The organism is Pseudotenacibaculum haliotis, from assembly GCF_042684245.1.
Classification (GTDB): domain Bacteria; phylum Bacteroidota; class Bacteroidia; order Flavobacteriales; family Flavobacteriaceae; genus Polaribacter; species Polaribacter haliotis_A.
In genome coordinates this window covers 796,505-812,068 of record NZ_JBHULH010000001.1, presented here as the reverse complement: position 1 = coordinate 812,068, position 15,564 = coordinate 796,505, and the positions used below count along the sequence as shown (strand labels likewise).

Below are 15,564 nucleotides of genomic sequence, written 5' to 3'. Positions count from 1 at the left end.
TTTTTGGAGAGTGAAAGTAGATTATATCATTGTAGGTTTAGGATTGGCAGGATTAGCCTTTGCAGAAGAGCTGATTGAATCAGGTAAGACATTTATAGTTTTTGAAGATCACTCACAAACATCTTCACTCGTAGCCGGAGGAGTATACAACCCGGTAATCTTAAAAAGATTTACCCCGGTATGGAATGCTAAGGAACAACTGGAAATAGCCATGCCTTTCTACAAGAACTTAGAAGAAAAACTAGGTATAAATATAAATGATAAATTTTCTACAAGAAAAGTCTTTAAAAGTATAGAAGATCAGAATAATTGGTTTATTGCTTCAGACAAACCACAATTATCTGAATTTATGAACCCTTCTATCTTTTCAGAAAACATTCCTGGAATTATTGGAGAACATGGTTTTGGAGAGGTATATAAAACTGGGAGAATAAATACTCATAAGCTAATTGAAAACTACCGAAACTTCTTAATTCAAAAAGAAAGCATTCGTTTCGAGAAGTTTGACCATTCTGAAATTAGCTTCTCAGATCATGAAATAGCGTATAAAGATGTCATTTCAGAGCGTATTGTGTTCTGTGAGGGCTACGGACTTAAACAAAATACATTCTTTGATTATTTGCCTTTAAATGGAACAAAAGGTGAATTAATTACAATTCACGCTCCAGACTTAAATATAGAATTTTTAGTAAAATCGACACTTTTTGTACTTCCACTAGGAAATCATCGATACAAAATAGGAGCTACTTTCAATTGGGTAGATAAAACATCTTTACCAACAGAAGATGGAAAAAAGGAGCTTGTAGAAAAACTTGATAAAGTAATTGACGTTCCCTATGAAATTATCGATCAAACAGCAGGAGTGAGACCTACAGTAAAAGATAGAAGACCCCTTGTTGGAAGGCATCCAAAACACACTCAAATGTTTATCCTAAACGGGTTAGGCACAAGAGGAGTAATGATTGCTCCAACGGTAGCTAAAGAGTTGTTTTTACACATAGAGAAAAACAGAGTTCTAGATCCCGAGATAGATGTTGAGAGATTTAGAAAAGTTTACAGTAAATAAAAATTCTTTTTTTAGAATAGATCACTTCTCTTTTTTCTTTTCCTTTTGAGATCTGGTTTTATGCAAGTAATATTGCATTCTATTATCACTATTTGCATGTTTCATCTCCCTTTTTTTTTGAATTTTTGCTCTAATTCTTTTGATAAACTCAAACATATAAGTCTATGGTTAGCGAATAGGGGGAAACCTACTAGTTAGTAAACCAATTGTTGTTTAACAAATAGACGAAAAAAAATAGAAAAAAAAACGAGTGATTATACCTGAAAAAAGACGCTACTCTTAATTCTTATTCTTTTTGTACTTCACAAACATGTTGATCCATAGAATTCTTGATAGGCGAAGATTAACAGGCGCAATCAAACCAAGAACAACAAAAATTGAAATAAAGGATTGAAGCAATGTAAGCCCAATAAAGAGCTTTGTTATAATAAATACAGCAACGGAAACAGCAACAGTAAGCGCATAATTTACATACATGGCTCCATAGAAAAATGAAGGCTCAATCATGTATTTTAACCCACAAACAGAACAGTTTTTATGAAGCTTGGTAATCTTTCTTGGATTGAAAGTGAAAGGAAATTCGAAGAAGTCACCTTCATGACATTGTGGGCATTTTCCTTTGAAGATGCTATAAGTTTTTTGCCCTTTTTTGAACATGATAAGTGTGATTGTTATAATTTATTATATTTTTATGGTAAGCCCCATAAGGCACCACAAAAATAACGAAAAATGAAAAGAAAAACTTATTTAACCAGCTTGTTTTTATTGGCTTTTTTGTCAATAAACGCTCAATTTTCATGGGAAGCAATAACAGCAATAACTAACGATCCGGCTAACGGACAGCGTTATGATGACGTCTTCTTTTTAGACCAAAATACAGGTTGGGCAGCCAATGGTTTTTTTGCTGCGATTTATAAAACCACAGATGGAGGAGTAAACTGGACATTACAAACAGATGGGAATACTTTAGCTCCAGGACAAGGATTGTATTTTAGAAATGTAGAATTTTTAAATGCGAATGTTGGGTTTATTGGAACCTTCCAAGGAAAATTCTATAAAACCTCTGATGGAGGTTCAAATTGGTCTGAAGTAACCAATATTAGTCCTAATCCGGCAGGGATTTGCGGGATCAATACTGTGGGAAGCTCTACTGTATATGGAGTTGGACTCTTTACAGAGCCTGCTACGTTAATTAAATCAGTTGATAGTGGAGATACTTGGACTTCAACAGACATGTCTGCACATGCAACGGCTTTGGTAGAAGTGAAATTTTTTAATGAGATGATAGGGTATGCAGCAGGAAAAAGTGCTACCGGAGGTATTATTATCAAAACAACAGATGGAGGAGCTAACTGGACTGAAGTATACAATTCTGGAAATGCAGGAGAGTTTGTTTGGAAATTACAAATATTAGAAGGCTCAAGTGGGAACACTATTTTTGGTGCTGTGCAACAAGCAGCAACAACTTCAGGAAGATTGATCAAAACAACAGATGCAGGGGCTAACTGGACAGAGAAAAATGTTCCGGGAGCAGATATTCAAGCAGTAGGCTTTATCTCTGAAACTCACGGATGGATGGGTGGTTCAGAAGCCGGAATTATGGAAACCACCGATGGCGGAGATACCTGGACAAATATTGGTGTTGGAGGAAACCTCAATAGAATTTTTGTCATTAATAATACATATGCTTTTGCGGCAGGAACAACCATCTACAGGTACTCTGATGCAACATTGTCTACAGAAGACATTTTGGGAGAGAGACTTCCTTTAAAAATTGAACTTTCAGAAAATCCGGTTGAAGATCTGTTGAAGTTTTCAATCACTTATCGATTCAATGATAACATGGTAATTGAATTATATGACATTCAAGGAAAGTTGATCAGGCAACTTGCAAAAGATCGAACTGCTAATGTTTCAGGAGAGACCAAAAACTATGAGTTTCCAGTAAGCGATCTTTCCAGCGGATTATATATTCTTAACTTTCATAATAATACAGGAAGGCAGTCAATGAAATTTATAAAAAAGTAACCCGAAAGTAGATAACTTTCGGGATTACCAAACAAAGGGATGAGAAATGTGATTACTCACCACCGAACAATTTCCTTTTCATGTAACTCTCTAGATTGGAGCACAAATTCTACAAAATCTTTCAGTTCTTCTCCTGTAGTTTTGAGACGATCTGTGGGCTTAACACCTTTTTTATTGCCTGTAAACTTATAGTATAGATGATTAAAATCTTGATGTGTCATATCTTGAAAATTTGGAACGAGTTAGGTAAAATGACTACATGTAATGAGTACAGGTAAATGTATTTTTTTTAGTCTGTTCAAAGCAGAGGAATTACACCCTTTATTTTCTTAGAAAATCACTATCGAAACACTATTTTTACCTAGTTTTGTGTGACTAAAACTTCAACTTCTCATGGTTAATGTTCATGATCTTACCGTAACTTTTTCGGGAACAGATTTATTTTCAGGAATTACCTTCAAACTCAACAGAGGAGATCGCGTGGGTTTGATAGGAAAAAATGGTGCAGGAAAATCTACCTTACTTAAAGTTCTGTCAAAGGACATAGATAGTAGTGGAGGAACAATTGCTTTTGATAAAGAGATCAAAATAGGTTTTTTGCGTCAGGATATCGATTTTGTTCACGGTAGAACCATTTTAGAAGAAGCCTATCAGGCTTTTGAAGAAATCATTCAAATAGAAAAAAATCTCGAATACATCAATGAACAGTTGGCTACCCGAACAGATTACGAAAGCGAAGGGTATAATCAATTGATCATCGATCTAAATGAGGATACCGAACGATATGAGTTACTAGGTGGGTATAATTACCAGGGAGATACAGAGAAGATATTACAAGGGTTAGGGTTTCAAAGAGAAGACTTTGATAAACTAACAGATACGTTCTCGGGAGGATGGCGAATGCGAATTGAGTTGGCAAAACTCTTATTACAGAACAACGATATTCTCTTATTGGATGAGCCAACCAACCACTTAGATATAGAATCGATTATCTGGCTTGAGAATTTCTTAAAGTCTTATACAGGAGCTATTGTATTGGTTTCTCACGACAAGATGTTCTTAGACAATGTAACCAATCGTACTATTGAAATCTCTCTAGGAAAGATCTACGATTATAAGAAACCTTATACGCAATTTTTAGAGCTGCGTAAAGACATTAAAGAGAAGCAACTACAATCTCAGAAGAATCAGGAAAAAGAGATCAAACAAACTGAGCAACTAATAGAGAAATTTAGATACAAAGCAAGCAAAGCTGCTTTTGCTCAATCTTTGATCAAAAAATTAGAGAAAGTTGAGCGAATTGAAGTAGACGAAGATGAAAATGCTACGATGAATATACGTTTCTCTATTTCAAGAGATCCGGGAAAGATTATTTTCGAAGCAGAAAATCTGCAAAAGAGCTACGGAGACAAACAAGTTTTACAAAATGTTGACCTGTTGATTGAAAGAAACAGCAGAATCGCTTTTGTAGGGCAAAACGGTCAAGGAAAATCTACTTTGGCAAAGATGATGGTTGGAGAAATTCCTTTTGAAGGAATGCTCAAATTAGGACATAATGTAGAGATCGGATATTTTGCTCAGAACCAATCAGAATACTTACCACCGGAGAAAACAGTAGTTGAGATCATGGAAGATGCTGCCGATGATAACAACAGAGCACGAGTAAGAGATATGCTGGGAGCTTTTTTGTTTAGCGGAGAATCTGTAGATAAAAAAGCAAAAGTATTATCAGGAGGAGAAAGAAACCGTTTGGCTCTATGTAAGCTATTGTTATCGCCATTCAATGTATTGATCATGGATGAGCCAACCAACCACTTAGACATTGCGTCAAAAAGTGTTTTAAAGAGAGCATTGCAAAACTTTAACGGAACTCTCATATTGGTATCTCACGACAGAGAATTCTTACAAGGATTGACCAATAAGGTGTATGGATTTAAAGACAAGGTGATCAAAGAATATTTAGGAGATATAGATTATTTCTTAGACGTTCATAAAATGGAAAGCCTTCGAGAAGCAGAGAAAAGAACTGTAGTAAAAGAAACCAAAAAAAGCTCTCAAAAAGAAAAATATCAGCTTTCCAAAGAGCAGGAAAAAGAATTGAGAAAGCTTAAAAATAAGCTGGCGAAGATCGAAAATCAAATCAATGATCTAGAAAAAGAAATAGAACAAATAGATTTGGCGTTGGCAGAGAACTACGAAGAGGTTTCTTCACAACCTAACTTTTTTGAAAACTACAAGGCTAAGAAAAGAAAATATGAAGAATTAATGGAGCAATGGGAACTAGCTGAAGAAGAAGTAACCAATTTTTCTTAGTTTTAAATTGTAAGCTATTTATACTTGTCATATCGAGCGGAGTCGAGATGTGAAAAGCTAAATGTTATTGTGAAGCTATATTATGTATACATATTAAAATGCTTTGACGGTTATTTATATACCGGAGTAACGAACGATATATCAAGAAGATTTGAAGAGCATCAAAAAGGTTTAAACAAAGATTGTTTTACCTACAAGAGAAGGCCGGTTGAGCTGATTTTCCAACAAGAATTTAATGATATTGAACAAGCCATTTGCTTTGAGAAAAAGATAAAAAAGTGGAGTAGGGAAAAGAAATTGGCTTTAGCAAATGAAGATTTCAATAAGTTACAAGAGTTATCAGAATGTAAAAACAGATCACACGCAAAAAATATAGGTCTCGACTCCGCTCGATCTGACATTAACCCCTTCGATCTTTTTCAATCCAACATTAGAACAATCAACCAACAAATCTTCTTAAAAGAGTTAAGTGATAAGAAGATCAAGATGTTTGTAAAGAGAGAAGATCAAATTCATCCTTTTGTCTCCGGAAATAAATTCAGAAAGCTCAAATACAACCTTACTCACGCAAAACTGCAAGGCAAAAAAACACTGTTGACTTTTGGAGGGGCTTTTTCTAATCATATTTTGGCAACTGCTGTTGCCGGGAAAAAAGAAGGTTTTAAAACCATTGGAATTATAAGAGGTGATGAGCTTGGAAAAAACCTAGAAAAAACCTTAGAGCAAAACTCTACGTTGCGACAAGCTTCAGAAAATGGAATGCATTTTGAGTTTGTTTCCAGAGAGCAATACCGACAAAAAGAAGATCAAGATCTCATCAAGCGTTTAAAAAAGTACTACGGAGATTTTTATTTAGTACCCGAAGGCGGAACCAACGAATTGGCTATCAAAGGATGTGAAGAGATTTTAACAGATGAAGATGAGCAGTTTGATTATATTTGTTCTTGTGTGGGTACAGGAGGTACCATTTCCGGGCTTATTAAAAGTGCCAAAGAGCATCAGACTGTTTTAGGGTTTCCGGCATTAAAAGGAGATTTTTTGCAGGGAGAAATAGAAGGTTTTGTGACGGAAAGAGACAATTGGAAATTGATCACAAAGTACCATTTTGGCGGATATGGAAAGTTTTCTGAAGAGTTGATTCATTTTATCAACCAGTTCAAAGAACAAACACAAATACCATTAGACCCCATCTATACAGGAAAAATGTTGTTTGGAATTATAGACATGATCAAGCAAGATAAATTTCCACAAGGATCCAATATCTTGGTAATCCATACAGGAGGATTGCAAGGAATAGAAGGGTTTAATGAACGATTACGAAAAAAAGGAAGTGATTTAAAAATACATATATGAGAGTACGGTTTTTACTGGTTGTAATGGTATCTGTATTATTGGCTAGTTGTAGTTCAAGCAGAAAAGTGACTACAAAAAAGCAAAATAAAAAGGCGAAAATAGTAGAGCCTAAACCGGAAAAGTTGCCTTCAGTAAAGCAGATTCAGCATGTAAGAAAGTTAGAAAGAGGTAATAAATCACTAAACAGACACACACTTCATTACATCAGAAAATACGCACCATTGGCTGTGTTGGAAATGCATGAATATAAAATTCCTGCAAGTATTACTTTGGCACAAGGAATTTTAGAATCCGGAAATGGAAGGAGCCAGTTAGCTTCTAAATCCAACAATCATTTCGGAATCAAATGCCACACCGGATGGAAAGGAGGACGTGTATACCATGACGATGATGAAAAAGGAGAATGTTTCAGAAAGTATAAGTATGTACAGAGCTCTTATAAAGATCACTCTAAATTCCTGTCCGGGAGAAGAAGATATGCCGGATTGTTTAAACTTCGATTAAAGGATTACAAAGGTTGGGCAAGAGGCTTGAAAAAAGCAGGATATGCTACAGATAGAAAGTACCCTAAAAAATTAATTAAGATCATAGAAGACTACAAGCTGTATGAGTTTGATAAGTTTACAAAGAAAGACCTAAAAAGAGGAAAAAGAATAGCAAAAGAAGAAGATAGGAGAGAAGAACCAAAAAAGAAGAAAGCTACAAAGGCTCAGTATTACGAAGTAAAAAAAGGAGATACCTTATACTCGATCTCTAAAAAGTTTGGAACAACGGTAGATGACTTGAAAAAGTGGAATAATTTAAAAGACAATACCCTGTCTATTGGTCAGAAACTTGTAATCAAATAAAAAATCCGCGAAGGTCAAGAGAAACCTTCGCGAATCTAACCAAACAACTAACATATTCAATTCTACCATGAATATTTTTTCCTCATAGCTTGTTTTTTAATGGCCTTAATCATAACATTTTCTAACTCGTCCTTTTTCATAGTCTCCTTTTGTTTTTGGGAGATATAAGCTTTCCTTTTTTTGTTCAATTCGTTAATCTTGGCCTTGATCTTTGAACGAACTTTTTTCTGTTTTTCTACATATTTTTTTAATTCAGCATCCGACATATTTTGCAAATGTTTTGGAAGCTGTGATCTTTTGATCTTTGAATAATCGACCTTCTCTTTTTCAGATTTGTCAACCAAATCCCAACTAGAGTTGTTATATAATCTAGAACTCTTGCTTACTGTTCTGTTTACAATCACAACTTCATCTAGAGCTTCTGCATTTACATCCTGTTGCTTTTGAGCCATTTGTTTTGTATACCCTTTGTTTCCAAAATAGATATATGTTTTATTCAGCTTTCTATTTAAGATGATGATCTCTTCATCGTAAGGAGTGATAATATGAACGATCTTTTTATTGTGATTGATCGTCATATAATCTCCACCTCCCATATCTGCTCCGTCCTTCCACATTCCAGATATTCCTGTATTGTAATCTCCACAGTAAATGGTATTAATAATTACATCTTTTTCTTTGGCATCAGAAATTGCTTCTCTGTAATTGATCTTTCCTTGCGTAAAAGGCTCATTTCCTGCAATAAAGATCAAGCGTAGGTCATTTTTGTTTTTGCCCCACTTCAAATCATTTAAAGAAGAACTGATTACCTGTCCGCAATACTCTTTACCACCATTTGTGGTTAGAGAGAACAATTTTTCCGAGATATCATCTAGGTCATTACTAAAAGAAAGAACTTGTCTGATGTATCCATCAGAAGATTCTAATCGATCATTGCCATATTCATACAAGGCAATTTTTAAATCAGGCTTTTGAATTCCGTACTTAGCATATGACAGTTCATTAACGATTTGCCATAATTGGGCTTTTGCCTGATTGATCAATCCGTCCATGCTATTACTCGTGTCTAATAAAAGAGCAACTTTAATTGTTTGCTTTTTCTTTTTGTCATTCTCAGGTTCAGATGCATAAGATGCTACTGAAAGTCCTAAGAAAAGAACTGCGATAACTTTTAACATTCGTGTTTTCATAATTTTTGTTTTTGATGAATGATGAAAAGCTTGGTTTGTTAGCATTGACACTTCAATATTAAGGCCAACTTTTGCGAAATAAAATTGAGAATGAGTAAAAGGACCTTTTCAATGAGGGAAGCGGATTTTTAATTTAGTGAACGTTTCAAATTTTAAGTGAAAAAGCCCGTTTTAAGAGGGATGTGATTTTTTTGGAAAATTTTTTGTGTGTATGTTTACATTACTAAGTACTATAATGAGTAAGGTTTACAGAATCATATTGCCCTTAATTTTCTTGATGATTCAGACCGGATTTTCTCAAGATATCAAAACAGGCTTTGGAACTTTAATCGAAATCAAAGTCCGTGTAGTAGATCAAGAAACCGGCAAATCTATCAAGAATGCTTATGTGTATGCTAACGGAGAAACATTTCCGTATAGTTACATCAATCAATACTATTTGGTAAGGTTAAAACTAAATGATGAATTGGTTATCTGGCACCCTGGATTTAAAACGCTGTTCTTTAGAGTAGAATCCGATGAAGATATTCGTGTAGAATTAACCGAAACAAAAGAGAATAGAGAATATCAACAAGATGTATATTCACGAAATAGAAGTAAAGTAATGTCAAGCTCCGATGATTATTTTACCAATCTAGATTCTGCCAACTTTTACAAGAAAATAAATATAGAAAAGAGTCTTTCTTTTATTGAAAACATTTTAAGAGAGAACTATTCAGATGGGCGTAATGCAGCTACCTATAGATTGTTAGGAGATATTTACTATGAGTGGATGCAATATGACTTGGCAATTTCATATTATAAAAACTCTTTACAGTACAGAGAAGATGAACGAACCAAGTATCAGCTAATAAAAGCCGCCATGGCTATTAAAGAGTTTGATATAGCAGAAACATATTTACTAACCATTAAAACAAGTAAGTTAGGGCTGTTTGAAAAGATTCTAGTCTATGAAAACTTAGGAGATATTTATCTTGAGAAAAAAGAATTTGCCAAAGCTATTACCAATTATAACAGAGCACTTAAGATTTCTGAAGACAATAAAGTAACATCAAAAATTACTGATATCAACTCAAAATTGGGAGATGTATCTGTAGCACAAGGAAACATACCAAAAGCAAACCGACAGTTTCGAAATTCGATCAAGTTAGCCTCTGAAGAAAGTCCGGTTAGATCCTTGGAAGAAAAAGATAAAGTAGCAGATTTTTATAACTCTACACAACAATTTGATAAGGAGATTAATCTAAGAAAGCAAGCACTTTTAGAAACAAAACAACTAAACGATTCAGTGTTACTTATTGCTGATAAGGAAAGTAATTCTAAAGTTAGTGCTAATGACAGTATTGGTATTCTTAACGGGTTTTTAGATGTAGGGAATCTATTTGATACCTATCAAATTTCAGCAATCAATTCCGCTTCGGTAAATAATTATAAAATCGGACGCGCTTTGGTAGAAAAAGAAGACTATGAAGAAGCCATTCCTTTTTTAAAGAAAAGTATTGAAGATGCCGATAAGAACAAAGATCTGATTGTAAAGAAAGATGCTACTCGAAAACTTTCAGAAGTCTATGAAAATGTTGGAGAATATGATAAAGCGTATAAGACCTACCGAGAGTATGTTAGTTTGGTAGATACATTGTATGCACGGAAAGAACAGGAGATCGAATATTCGAAAAGAACAGCGAAAAAATCTGCTGAATATAGAAATCGAATTGCAAGTTTGGAAAAAGATAAGGCACTTAGTGATAGTCGATATGATCTAGCGTTTAAGAACAAGCAATTAAGTGTAGAAAGAACAAAGCTACAGCAGTATGTTATTTACTCATTGATTGCCGGAATTCTAGCAATGATCGTATTCACATATTTACTATTTCGAAGCAATAAACAGCAAAAACTATCCAATAATTTACTGGCGTTAAAATCTATGCGATCACAGATGAATCCGCATTTTATCTTTAATGCACTAAACTCTGTAAATAGTTTTATTGCGGTAAATGACGAACGTAATGCCAATCGATATCTCTCAGAATTCTCCGTATTAATGCGATCTGTATTGGAAAATTCAGATGAAGATTTTATCCCTTTTGCTAAGGAAGTAGAACTTATAGAATTGTATGTAAAGCTGGAACACAATCGATTTAAAGAAAAGTTTGATTATAAGATATCTATAGATGAAGCCATTGATTTAGATCAATATTCCATTCCGCCAATGTTATTACAGCCATATATAGAAAATGCTATTTGGCACGGACTCCGTTATAAAGAAGAAAAAGGAAATCTACATATCGAAGTTCAAAAAGTAGATGAAGAATCAATATCGGTACTAATTAAAGATGATGGAGTAGGAAGAAAACGATCGCAAGAACTCAAGACAAAAAATCAATTAAAACAAAAATCAAAAGGAATGAGTACGATCAAGAAACGGATCACTATTTTGAACGATATGTATCAAGATAAGATCTCTGTATCTGTCTCAGACCTCTTTGAAAACGGAACGGGAACTCAAGTCAAATTGTTATTAAAAAGGAATTAAAATGAAAATTAAAGCCATCATAGTAGAAGACGAAGCGGTAAGCAGAGATATTTTACGCAATTACCTTTCTAAGTATTGTCCAAATGTGACTTTAATGGGAGAGGCAAGCAATATTAACGAAGCTTATGAATTAATTCAACAGCACGAGCTGGATTTAGTATTCTTAGACGTTGAAATGCCTTTTGGAAACGCTTTTGATCTTTTAGAGAAAGTAGACGATAGAAGGTTTGAAACAGTATTTGTGACGGCTTACGATCATTATGCCATTGAAGCACTTAACAGTCATGCCTCGTATTACCTTTTAAAGCCTATTTCTATTGACGAATTGATCAAAGCTGTCAATCATGTTACAGAGATCAAGGAAAGAGAGAACGATTTACAAAATAAGATCTTATCACCCAAAGTATCCGGAGCTTCCGGAAAGATTACCATTCCTGTTCAAGATGGATTTGAAGTATTAGATGTAAAAGACATTGTATTCTGTAAAGCAGATGATAATTATACTGAAATCTACTTAGAAGATTCTAAAAGGTTGGTAAGTAAAACCTTAAAGTATTTTGAGACGGCTTTAACCAATTACGATTTTGCCAGAATTCACAAATCCTATTTAGTTAATATCAACTCTATTGTTAAGTACAAAAAAGGAAAAGGAGGAAGTGTGATCTTAACTAATGGAAAAGAAATTTTGGTTTCTTCTTCAAAAAAGGGAGCTTTGTTGTCATATTTCAAATAAGACAACATGAAAATCATCAAACCTGTAAAAGGAAAATACCCACAAATTCCAGAAGATTGTTTTATAGCAGAAAATGCTGTGATTGTTGGTGAAGTAACAATGGGGAGTGAATGTAGTATCTGGTACAATGCTGTGATTCGAGGAGATGTACATTACATCAAAATGGGGAATAAAGTAAATGTACAAGACGGTGCTGTTATTCATGCAACCTATCAAAAATCACCAACCAATATTGGTAACAATGTTTCTATAGGGCACAATGCCATTGTTCATGGTTGCACCATTCAGGATAACGTATTGGTAGGAATGGGAAGTATTATTATGGATGATTGTGTTGTAGAAAGTAATTCCATTATTGCTGCCGGGGCCGTGGTAACAAAAAATACCAGAGTAGAAGCAGGAAGCATTTATGCAGGAGTTCCTGCCAAAAAAGTAAAAGACATTTCAGAAGAACTTATTTCCGGAGAGATCAATAGAATTGCAAACAACTACGTGGAGTATTCTAGTTGGTTTAAAGAATAAAAAAAGCTCGGCCAACCAAAACCGAGCTTGCGAAAATTAATCAACTCAAAACTAATTATCCTCGTCTTTATGTTTTCTTTCTTTTTTCTTCTTCTTTAAGTAAGCCATTTTTTTACGCTTAGCCATTCGTTGCTTCATCCCTCTTTTTCTGGCTTTGCTCATTTTTTGGAACTTTTCGTATTGCTCAGCATTTAAGATGGATTTCATCTCCTTTTGAAAAGCTAATTTCTTGTCAAGTGCAGCATTTGCTCTTTTGTAACGCTGATCAGCTTCCAATTTCTTCTTTTCTTCTCTCATTTTCTTCATCTTCTCAAACTGCGCTCTACGCTCTGTGATCTGCTTTTTGATCAACGGCTTTAATTTGCGTTGCTGAGCATCTGAAAGCTCTAACTCTAATGCCATCTTTTTAACAGCCAAAGTAGCTTGTTGCTCTACAGTCATCTTCTCCTTTTGCATTCTTTTACGTTTCTTTTGCGCCTGAGTAGTCAAAGTAAATGCAAATACTAAAACTAATACGCTTGCTAATTTTTTCATAATCTAAGTTTACCGTGTTTTATTTATATGCTTTTTTGACTGCCCAAAACAGAAAAGGTTTAAATTTGGGGTCTAAATTAACAGGTATTAACAGTTTCAAAATGAAGAGATTTCTGCTTTTATGGTTCTTAATTCCTTTCATTTCCTTTGCGCAAGATGATGTTCAGGTAGACCTATCCAATCCTAAAGCAACCGTATATACACATATATACTTTTTACAGAATAATTCTTACGAACCTAAAAAGTCAGCAACGACTATTTATGGGAAAAGTGAGAAAGAAGCTATAGATATAGCCATCAAGATCAAAAGAGTTTTAGATGGAAAAGGATTGCAAGTAGATTTTAATAAGATCCCAATAGATTCTTTGTATACAAGTGATACATTAGGATATGCTACAATGCATAAATATGTGCTTTTTCCGGAAAGAATGCCGTCAATTTCTGTTGAAAGAATTGGAGATTCTTGGTATTACTCTAAAGAAACTGTCAATAATATCAACACACTTTATGAAGAAGTTTTTCCTTGGTATATAGATAAAGTTATCGAATTGGTTCCCGGAGCCGGACACAAGAGAGTGTTTTCTCTAGAGATATGGCAATACATTGCTTTTTTACTCTTGCTAGTTATTTCTGTTATTGTATTTGCTATTTCTAAACGATTAGCTTTCTTCATTCTTAGAAGAATCCTATACAGATACACAAAGAACAGAGGGAGCGATGTAAATACATCATTAAAGAAATTAGCACACCCAATCAGTTTGTTGGTTGCACTTTGGATGATTGATTTGGTATTTCCTTCCTTACAATTTGGATTAACCATCAACAAGTGGATCTTATTAACCATCAATATTGCATCAACTATATTCTGGATCTATGTTTTCTTAAAACTAGCCCAAGTGTTAATCAGTTTGTATCGTGAATATGCAGAAAAAACCGAAGGAAAATTAGATGATCAGTTGATTCCAATCCTTAGAAACTTCTCAACAGTTATTATTGTAATTGTTGGAGTGTTCAAATTATTGGTTCTTTTTGGAGTAAACCCAACAACTATTTTAGCCGGTGCATCTATTGGAGGTTTGGCTATTGCTTTTGCCTCTCAAGATACAGTAAAGAACTTGATAGGAACTGTGATGATCTTTGTAGACAAACCATTTCATATAGGAGATTGGATAGAAGCAGGAGGAGTTGTAGGAACCGTAGAAGAGGTAGGTTTTAGATCTACTCGTGTAAGAGCAGCAGATACTTCTATCTATCAAATACCAAATAGCAAGTTATCGGAAATAGTGATTAATAACAGCGGATTACGTTTGTACAGAAGATACAATACCCAATTAGGACTTCGTTATGATACACCTCCTGAATTGATCGAAGCTTTTGTAAACGGTGTAAGAGAAATTATCAAGGCACATCCGGATACGAAATCAGATAACTATACTGTAGAATTCAACGGATTTGGAGACTCTGCGTTGTTGATCTTGATGAATATGTACTTGAAGAACCTTGCTTGGTCTGCCGAACAAAAATCGAGACATCAGATTCATATAGCCATTGTTAAGTTGGCAAAAGAATTGGGTGTTGATTTTGCCTTCCCATCAACCACTGTGATGATCGAGCAGTTCCCGGAAAAGAAATCAATGACAATGTCGTATGATTCAGACGAAAAACGTGTGAATGATGCTATTGAAAAAGTGGTGAATGAATTTAAAGAAGGATTACCTGAACCTGAAGAATAGGTTTAGGTAACTACTTTAAATATTGCCCAGGCATATAAGGCAAATCGAGCAAACCTGAATAAACCATAAAGAACAACACCTTTAAAAGGATATTTGATCATTCCTGCTGCCATACAAGTAATTGAAAAAGGAACAGGTAACAAAGCTCCAATAATGATCAAGAAACCACCCCATTTACTGGTATTCTTTAAATGCTTGGCCATTTTTACTTCCAAGTAATTCTTTACAGAAGCAATTCTTAAAGCAGCTTTTCCAATAAAGAAAGAGATAATACCCCCTGTGTAGGAAAGAGTTGCTAAGATGGATAAATTCAAGATAGGATCATCCGTCTTTTTAGACCATCCGATAAAAATTTCCGGAGGAATCAATCCAAGTAAAGTTTCAGAAATAAAGAATGTTATAAGTACTCCGGTTCTAGAAAAAGATTCGGTAAGTAATTCCAATCCGTCATCTATGGTAAATACATATTTGTTGACCAAGAAAAGAGCAACAATGATCAAGATAATAGGAAGTGCTGCCTTCTTTAGGCTACGCCCTACAAAAGAATAAAAACCAGTATAAGAATAGTACTGGTGTAGTAGTCTTGTTCTCGATTTCTTTTTACTTTTTGATTTCATCAGCGATCCCAAATGGAACTGCAAAAATACGCAGTAAAATTATGTTGACAACAAGAAAATCAAATTATTAACTTTTCTTTTTAATTTAGCTAAC

General features: G+C 34.4%; 14 protein-coding genes and 1 pseudogene. 10 read left to right on the top strand and 5 right to left on the bottom strand.

The genetic code is table 11. The features are described 5' to 3' along the window. Positions 1-10 precede the first annotated feature (10 nt). Positions 11-1,066, top strand: coding sequence for an NAD(P)/FAD-dependent oxidoreductase (locus ACFSRZ_RS03930; RefSeq protein WP_379665213.1), 1,056 nt, complete (start codon positions 11-13; stop codon positions 1,064-1,066). A gap of 279 nt (positions 1,067-1,345) precedes the next feature. On the opposite strand, the gene ACFSRZ_RS03925 is transcribed toward ACFSRZ_RS03930, so the two are convergent. Next, positions 1,346-1,723, bottom strand: coding sequence for a DUF983 domain-containing protein (locus tag ACFSRZ_RS03925; RefSeq protein WP_379665212.1), 378 nt, complete (start codon positions 1,721-1,723; stop codon positions 1,346-1,348). 72 nt (positions 1,724-1,795) lie between these two features. Between ACFSRZ_RS03925 and ACFSRZ_RS03920 the strand changes: the two genes are divergently transcribed. After that, positions 1,796-3,094, top strand: a complete 1,299-nt coding sequence (locus ACFSRZ_RS03920) for a T9SS type A sorting domain-containing protein (protein WP_379665211.1) — start codon at positions 1,796-1,798, stop codon at positions 3,092-3,094. Positions 3,095-3,150: 56 nt separating this feature from the next. Here the strand turns inward: ACFSRZ_RS03920 and ACFSRZ_RS03915 are convergent, their stop codons facing one another. Then, entirely contained in the window at positions 3,151-3,315 is a 165-nt protein-coding gene (locus ACFSRZ_RS03915; protein WP_379665210.1) for a hypothetical protein, read from the bottom strand. Between the two features lie 172 nt (positions 3,316-3,487). On the opposite strand from ACFSRZ_RS03915, the gene ACFSRZ_RS03910 reads away from it, so the two are divergent. From ACFSRZ_RS03910 to ACFSRZ_RS03895, 4 genes and pseudogenes are all read left to right on the top strand, one after another. Further along, a complete protein-coding gene (locus tag ACFSRZ_RS03910; protein ID WP_379665209.1) occupies positions 3,488-5,407 on the top strand; it encodes an ABC-F family ATP-binding cassette domain-containing protein in 1,920 nt (639 codons plus the stop codon). A gap of 69 nt (positions 5,408-5,476) precedes the next feature. Continuing rightward, positions 5,477-5,692: pseudogene (locus tag ACFSRZ_RS03905) on the top strand (GIY-YIG nuclease family protein); the annotation flags it as partial. A gap of 153 nt (positions 5,693-5,845) precedes the next feature. Next, the gene (locus ACFSRZ_RS03900; RefSeq protein WP_379665502.1) at positions 5,846-6,760 is read left to right on the top strand and encodes a 1-aminocyclopropane-1-carboxylate deaminase/D-cysteine desulfhydrase; all 915 of its coding nucleotides are present in this window, start codon (positions 5,846-5,848) and stop codon (positions 6,758-6,760) included. Then, positions 6,757-7,608, top strand: coding sequence for a glucosaminidase domain-containing protein (locus tag ACFSRZ_RS03895; RefSeq protein ID WP_379665208.1), 852 nt, complete (start codon positions 6,757-6,759; stop codon positions 7,606-7,608). The genes ACFSRZ_RS03900 and ACFSRZ_RS03895 overlap by 4 nt, the downstream gene beginning before the upstream one ends. Before the next feature lie 62 nt (positions 7,609-7,670). Here ACFSRZ_RS03895 and ACFSRZ_RS03890 read toward each other — a convergent pair whose 3' ends face one another. Further along, the gene (locus ACFSRZ_RS03890; protein WP_379665207.1) at positions 7,671-8,798 is read right to left on the bottom strand and encodes a hypothetical protein; all 1,128 of its coding nucleotides are present in this window, start codon (positions 8,796-8,798) and stop codon (positions 7,671-7,673) included. Positions 8,799-9,009: 211 nt separating this feature from the next. Between ACFSRZ_RS03890 and ACFSRZ_RS03885 the strand changes: the two genes are divergently transcribed. From ACFSRZ_RS03885 to ACFSRZ_RS03875, 3 genes are read left to right on the top strand one after another with little or no spacing between them, the layout of a single operon-like run. Next, positions 9,010-11,331 carry a histidine kinase gene (locus tag ACFSRZ_RS03885; protein WP_379665206.1) on the top strand — a complete coding sequence of 774 codons (2,322 nt, stop codon included), beginning with the start codon at positions 9,010-9,012 and terminating at the stop codon, positions 11,329-11,331. Position 11,332: 1 nt separating this feature from the next. Then, positions 11,333-12,064, top strand: a complete 732-nt coding sequence (locus ACFSRZ_RS03880; RefSeq protein ID WP_379665205.1) for a LytR/AlgR family response regulator transcription factor — start codon at positions 11,333-11,335, stop codon at positions 12,062-12,064. Positions 12,065-12,070: 6 nt separating this feature from the next. Continuing rightward, complete coding sequence (locus ACFSRZ_RS03875) at positions 12,071-12,586, top strand: gamma carbonic anhydrase family protein (protein ID WP_379665204.1); 516 nt, start codon at positions 12,071-12,073, stop codon at positions 12,584-12,586. A 51-nt stretch (positions 12,587-12,637) separates the two neighbouring features. Here the strand turns inward: ACFSRZ_RS03875 and ACFSRZ_RS03870 are convergent, their stop codons facing one another. After that, positions 12,638-13,120 (bottom strand): hypothetical protein, encoded by a 483-nt coding sequence (locus ACFSRZ_RS03870; RefSeq protein ID WP_379665203.1) that lies wholly within the window; start codon positions 13,118-13,120, stop codon positions 12,638-12,640. A 101-nt stretch (positions 13,121-13,221) separates the two neighbouring features. On the opposite strand from ACFSRZ_RS03870, the gene ACFSRZ_RS03865 reads away from it, so the two are divergent. After that, positions 13,222-14,853 (top strand): mechanosensitive ion channel family protein, encoded by a 1,632-nt coding sequence (locus tag ACFSRZ_RS03865; protein WP_379665202.1) that lies wholly within the window; start codon positions 13,222-13,224, stop codon positions 14,851-14,853. A 2-nt stretch (positions 14,854-14,855) separates the two neighbouring features. Here ACFSRZ_RS03865 and ACFSRZ_RS03860 read toward each other — a convergent pair whose 3' ends face one another. Then, a complete protein-coding gene (locus ACFSRZ_RS03860; protein ID WP_379665201.1) occupies positions 14,856-15,470 on the bottom strand; it encodes a YqaA family protein in 615 nt (204 codons plus the stop codon). Positions 15,471-15,564: the final 94 nt, after the last annotated feature.

Bases quoted from the DNA above. Each gene is read 5' to 3' on its own strand.
- ACFSRZ_RS03925 (WP_379665212.1), bottom strand. From the start codon at position 1,723: ATGTTCAAAAAAGGGCAAAAAACTTATAGCATCTTCAAAGGAAAATGC.
- ACFSRZ_RS03920 (WP_379665211.1), top strand. From the start codon at position 1,796: ATGAAAAGAAAAACTTATTTAACCAGCTTGTTTTTATTGGCTTTTTTG.
- ACFSRZ_RS03915 (WP_379665210.1), bottom strand. From the start codon at position 3,315: ATGACACATCAAGATTTTAATCATCTATACTATAAGTTTACAGGCAAT.
- ACFSRZ_RS03910 (WP_379665209.1), top strand. From the start codon at position 3,488: ATGGTTAATGTTCATGATCTTACCGTAACTTTTTCGGGAACAGATTTA.
- ACFSRZ_RS03895 (WP_379665208.1), top strand. From the start codon at position 6,757: ATGAGAGTACGGTTTTTACTGGTTGTAATGGTATCTGTATTATTGGCT.
- ACFSRZ_RS03890 (WP_379665207.1), bottom strand. From the start codon at position 8,798: ATGAAAACACGAATGTTAAAAGTTATCGCAGTTCTTTTCTTAGGACTT.
- ACFSRZ_RS03885 (WP_379665206.1), top strand. From the start codon at position 9,010: ATGTTTACATTACTAAGTACTATAATGAGTAAGGTTTACAGAATCATA.
- ACFSRZ_RS03880 (WP_379665205.1), top strand. From the start codon at position 11,333: ATGAAAATTAAAGCCATCATAGTAGAAGACGAAGCGGTAAGCAGAGAT.
- ACFSRZ_RS03875 (WP_379665204.1), top strand. From the start codon at position 12,071: ATGAAAATCATCAAACCTGTAAAAGGAAAATACCCACAAATTCCAGAA.
- ACFSRZ_RS03870 (WP_379665203.1), bottom strand. From the start codon at position 13,120: ATGAAAAAATTAGCAAGCGTATTAGTTTTAGTATTTGCATTTACTTTG.
- ACFSRZ_RS03865 (WP_379665202.1), top strand. From the start codon at position 13,222: ATGAAGAGATTTCTGCTTTTATGGTTCTTAATTCCTTTCATTTCCTTT.
- ACFSRZ_RS03860 (WP_379665201.1), bottom strand. From the start codon at position 15,470: ATGAAATCAAAAAGTAAAAAGAAATCGAGAACAAGACTACTACACCAG.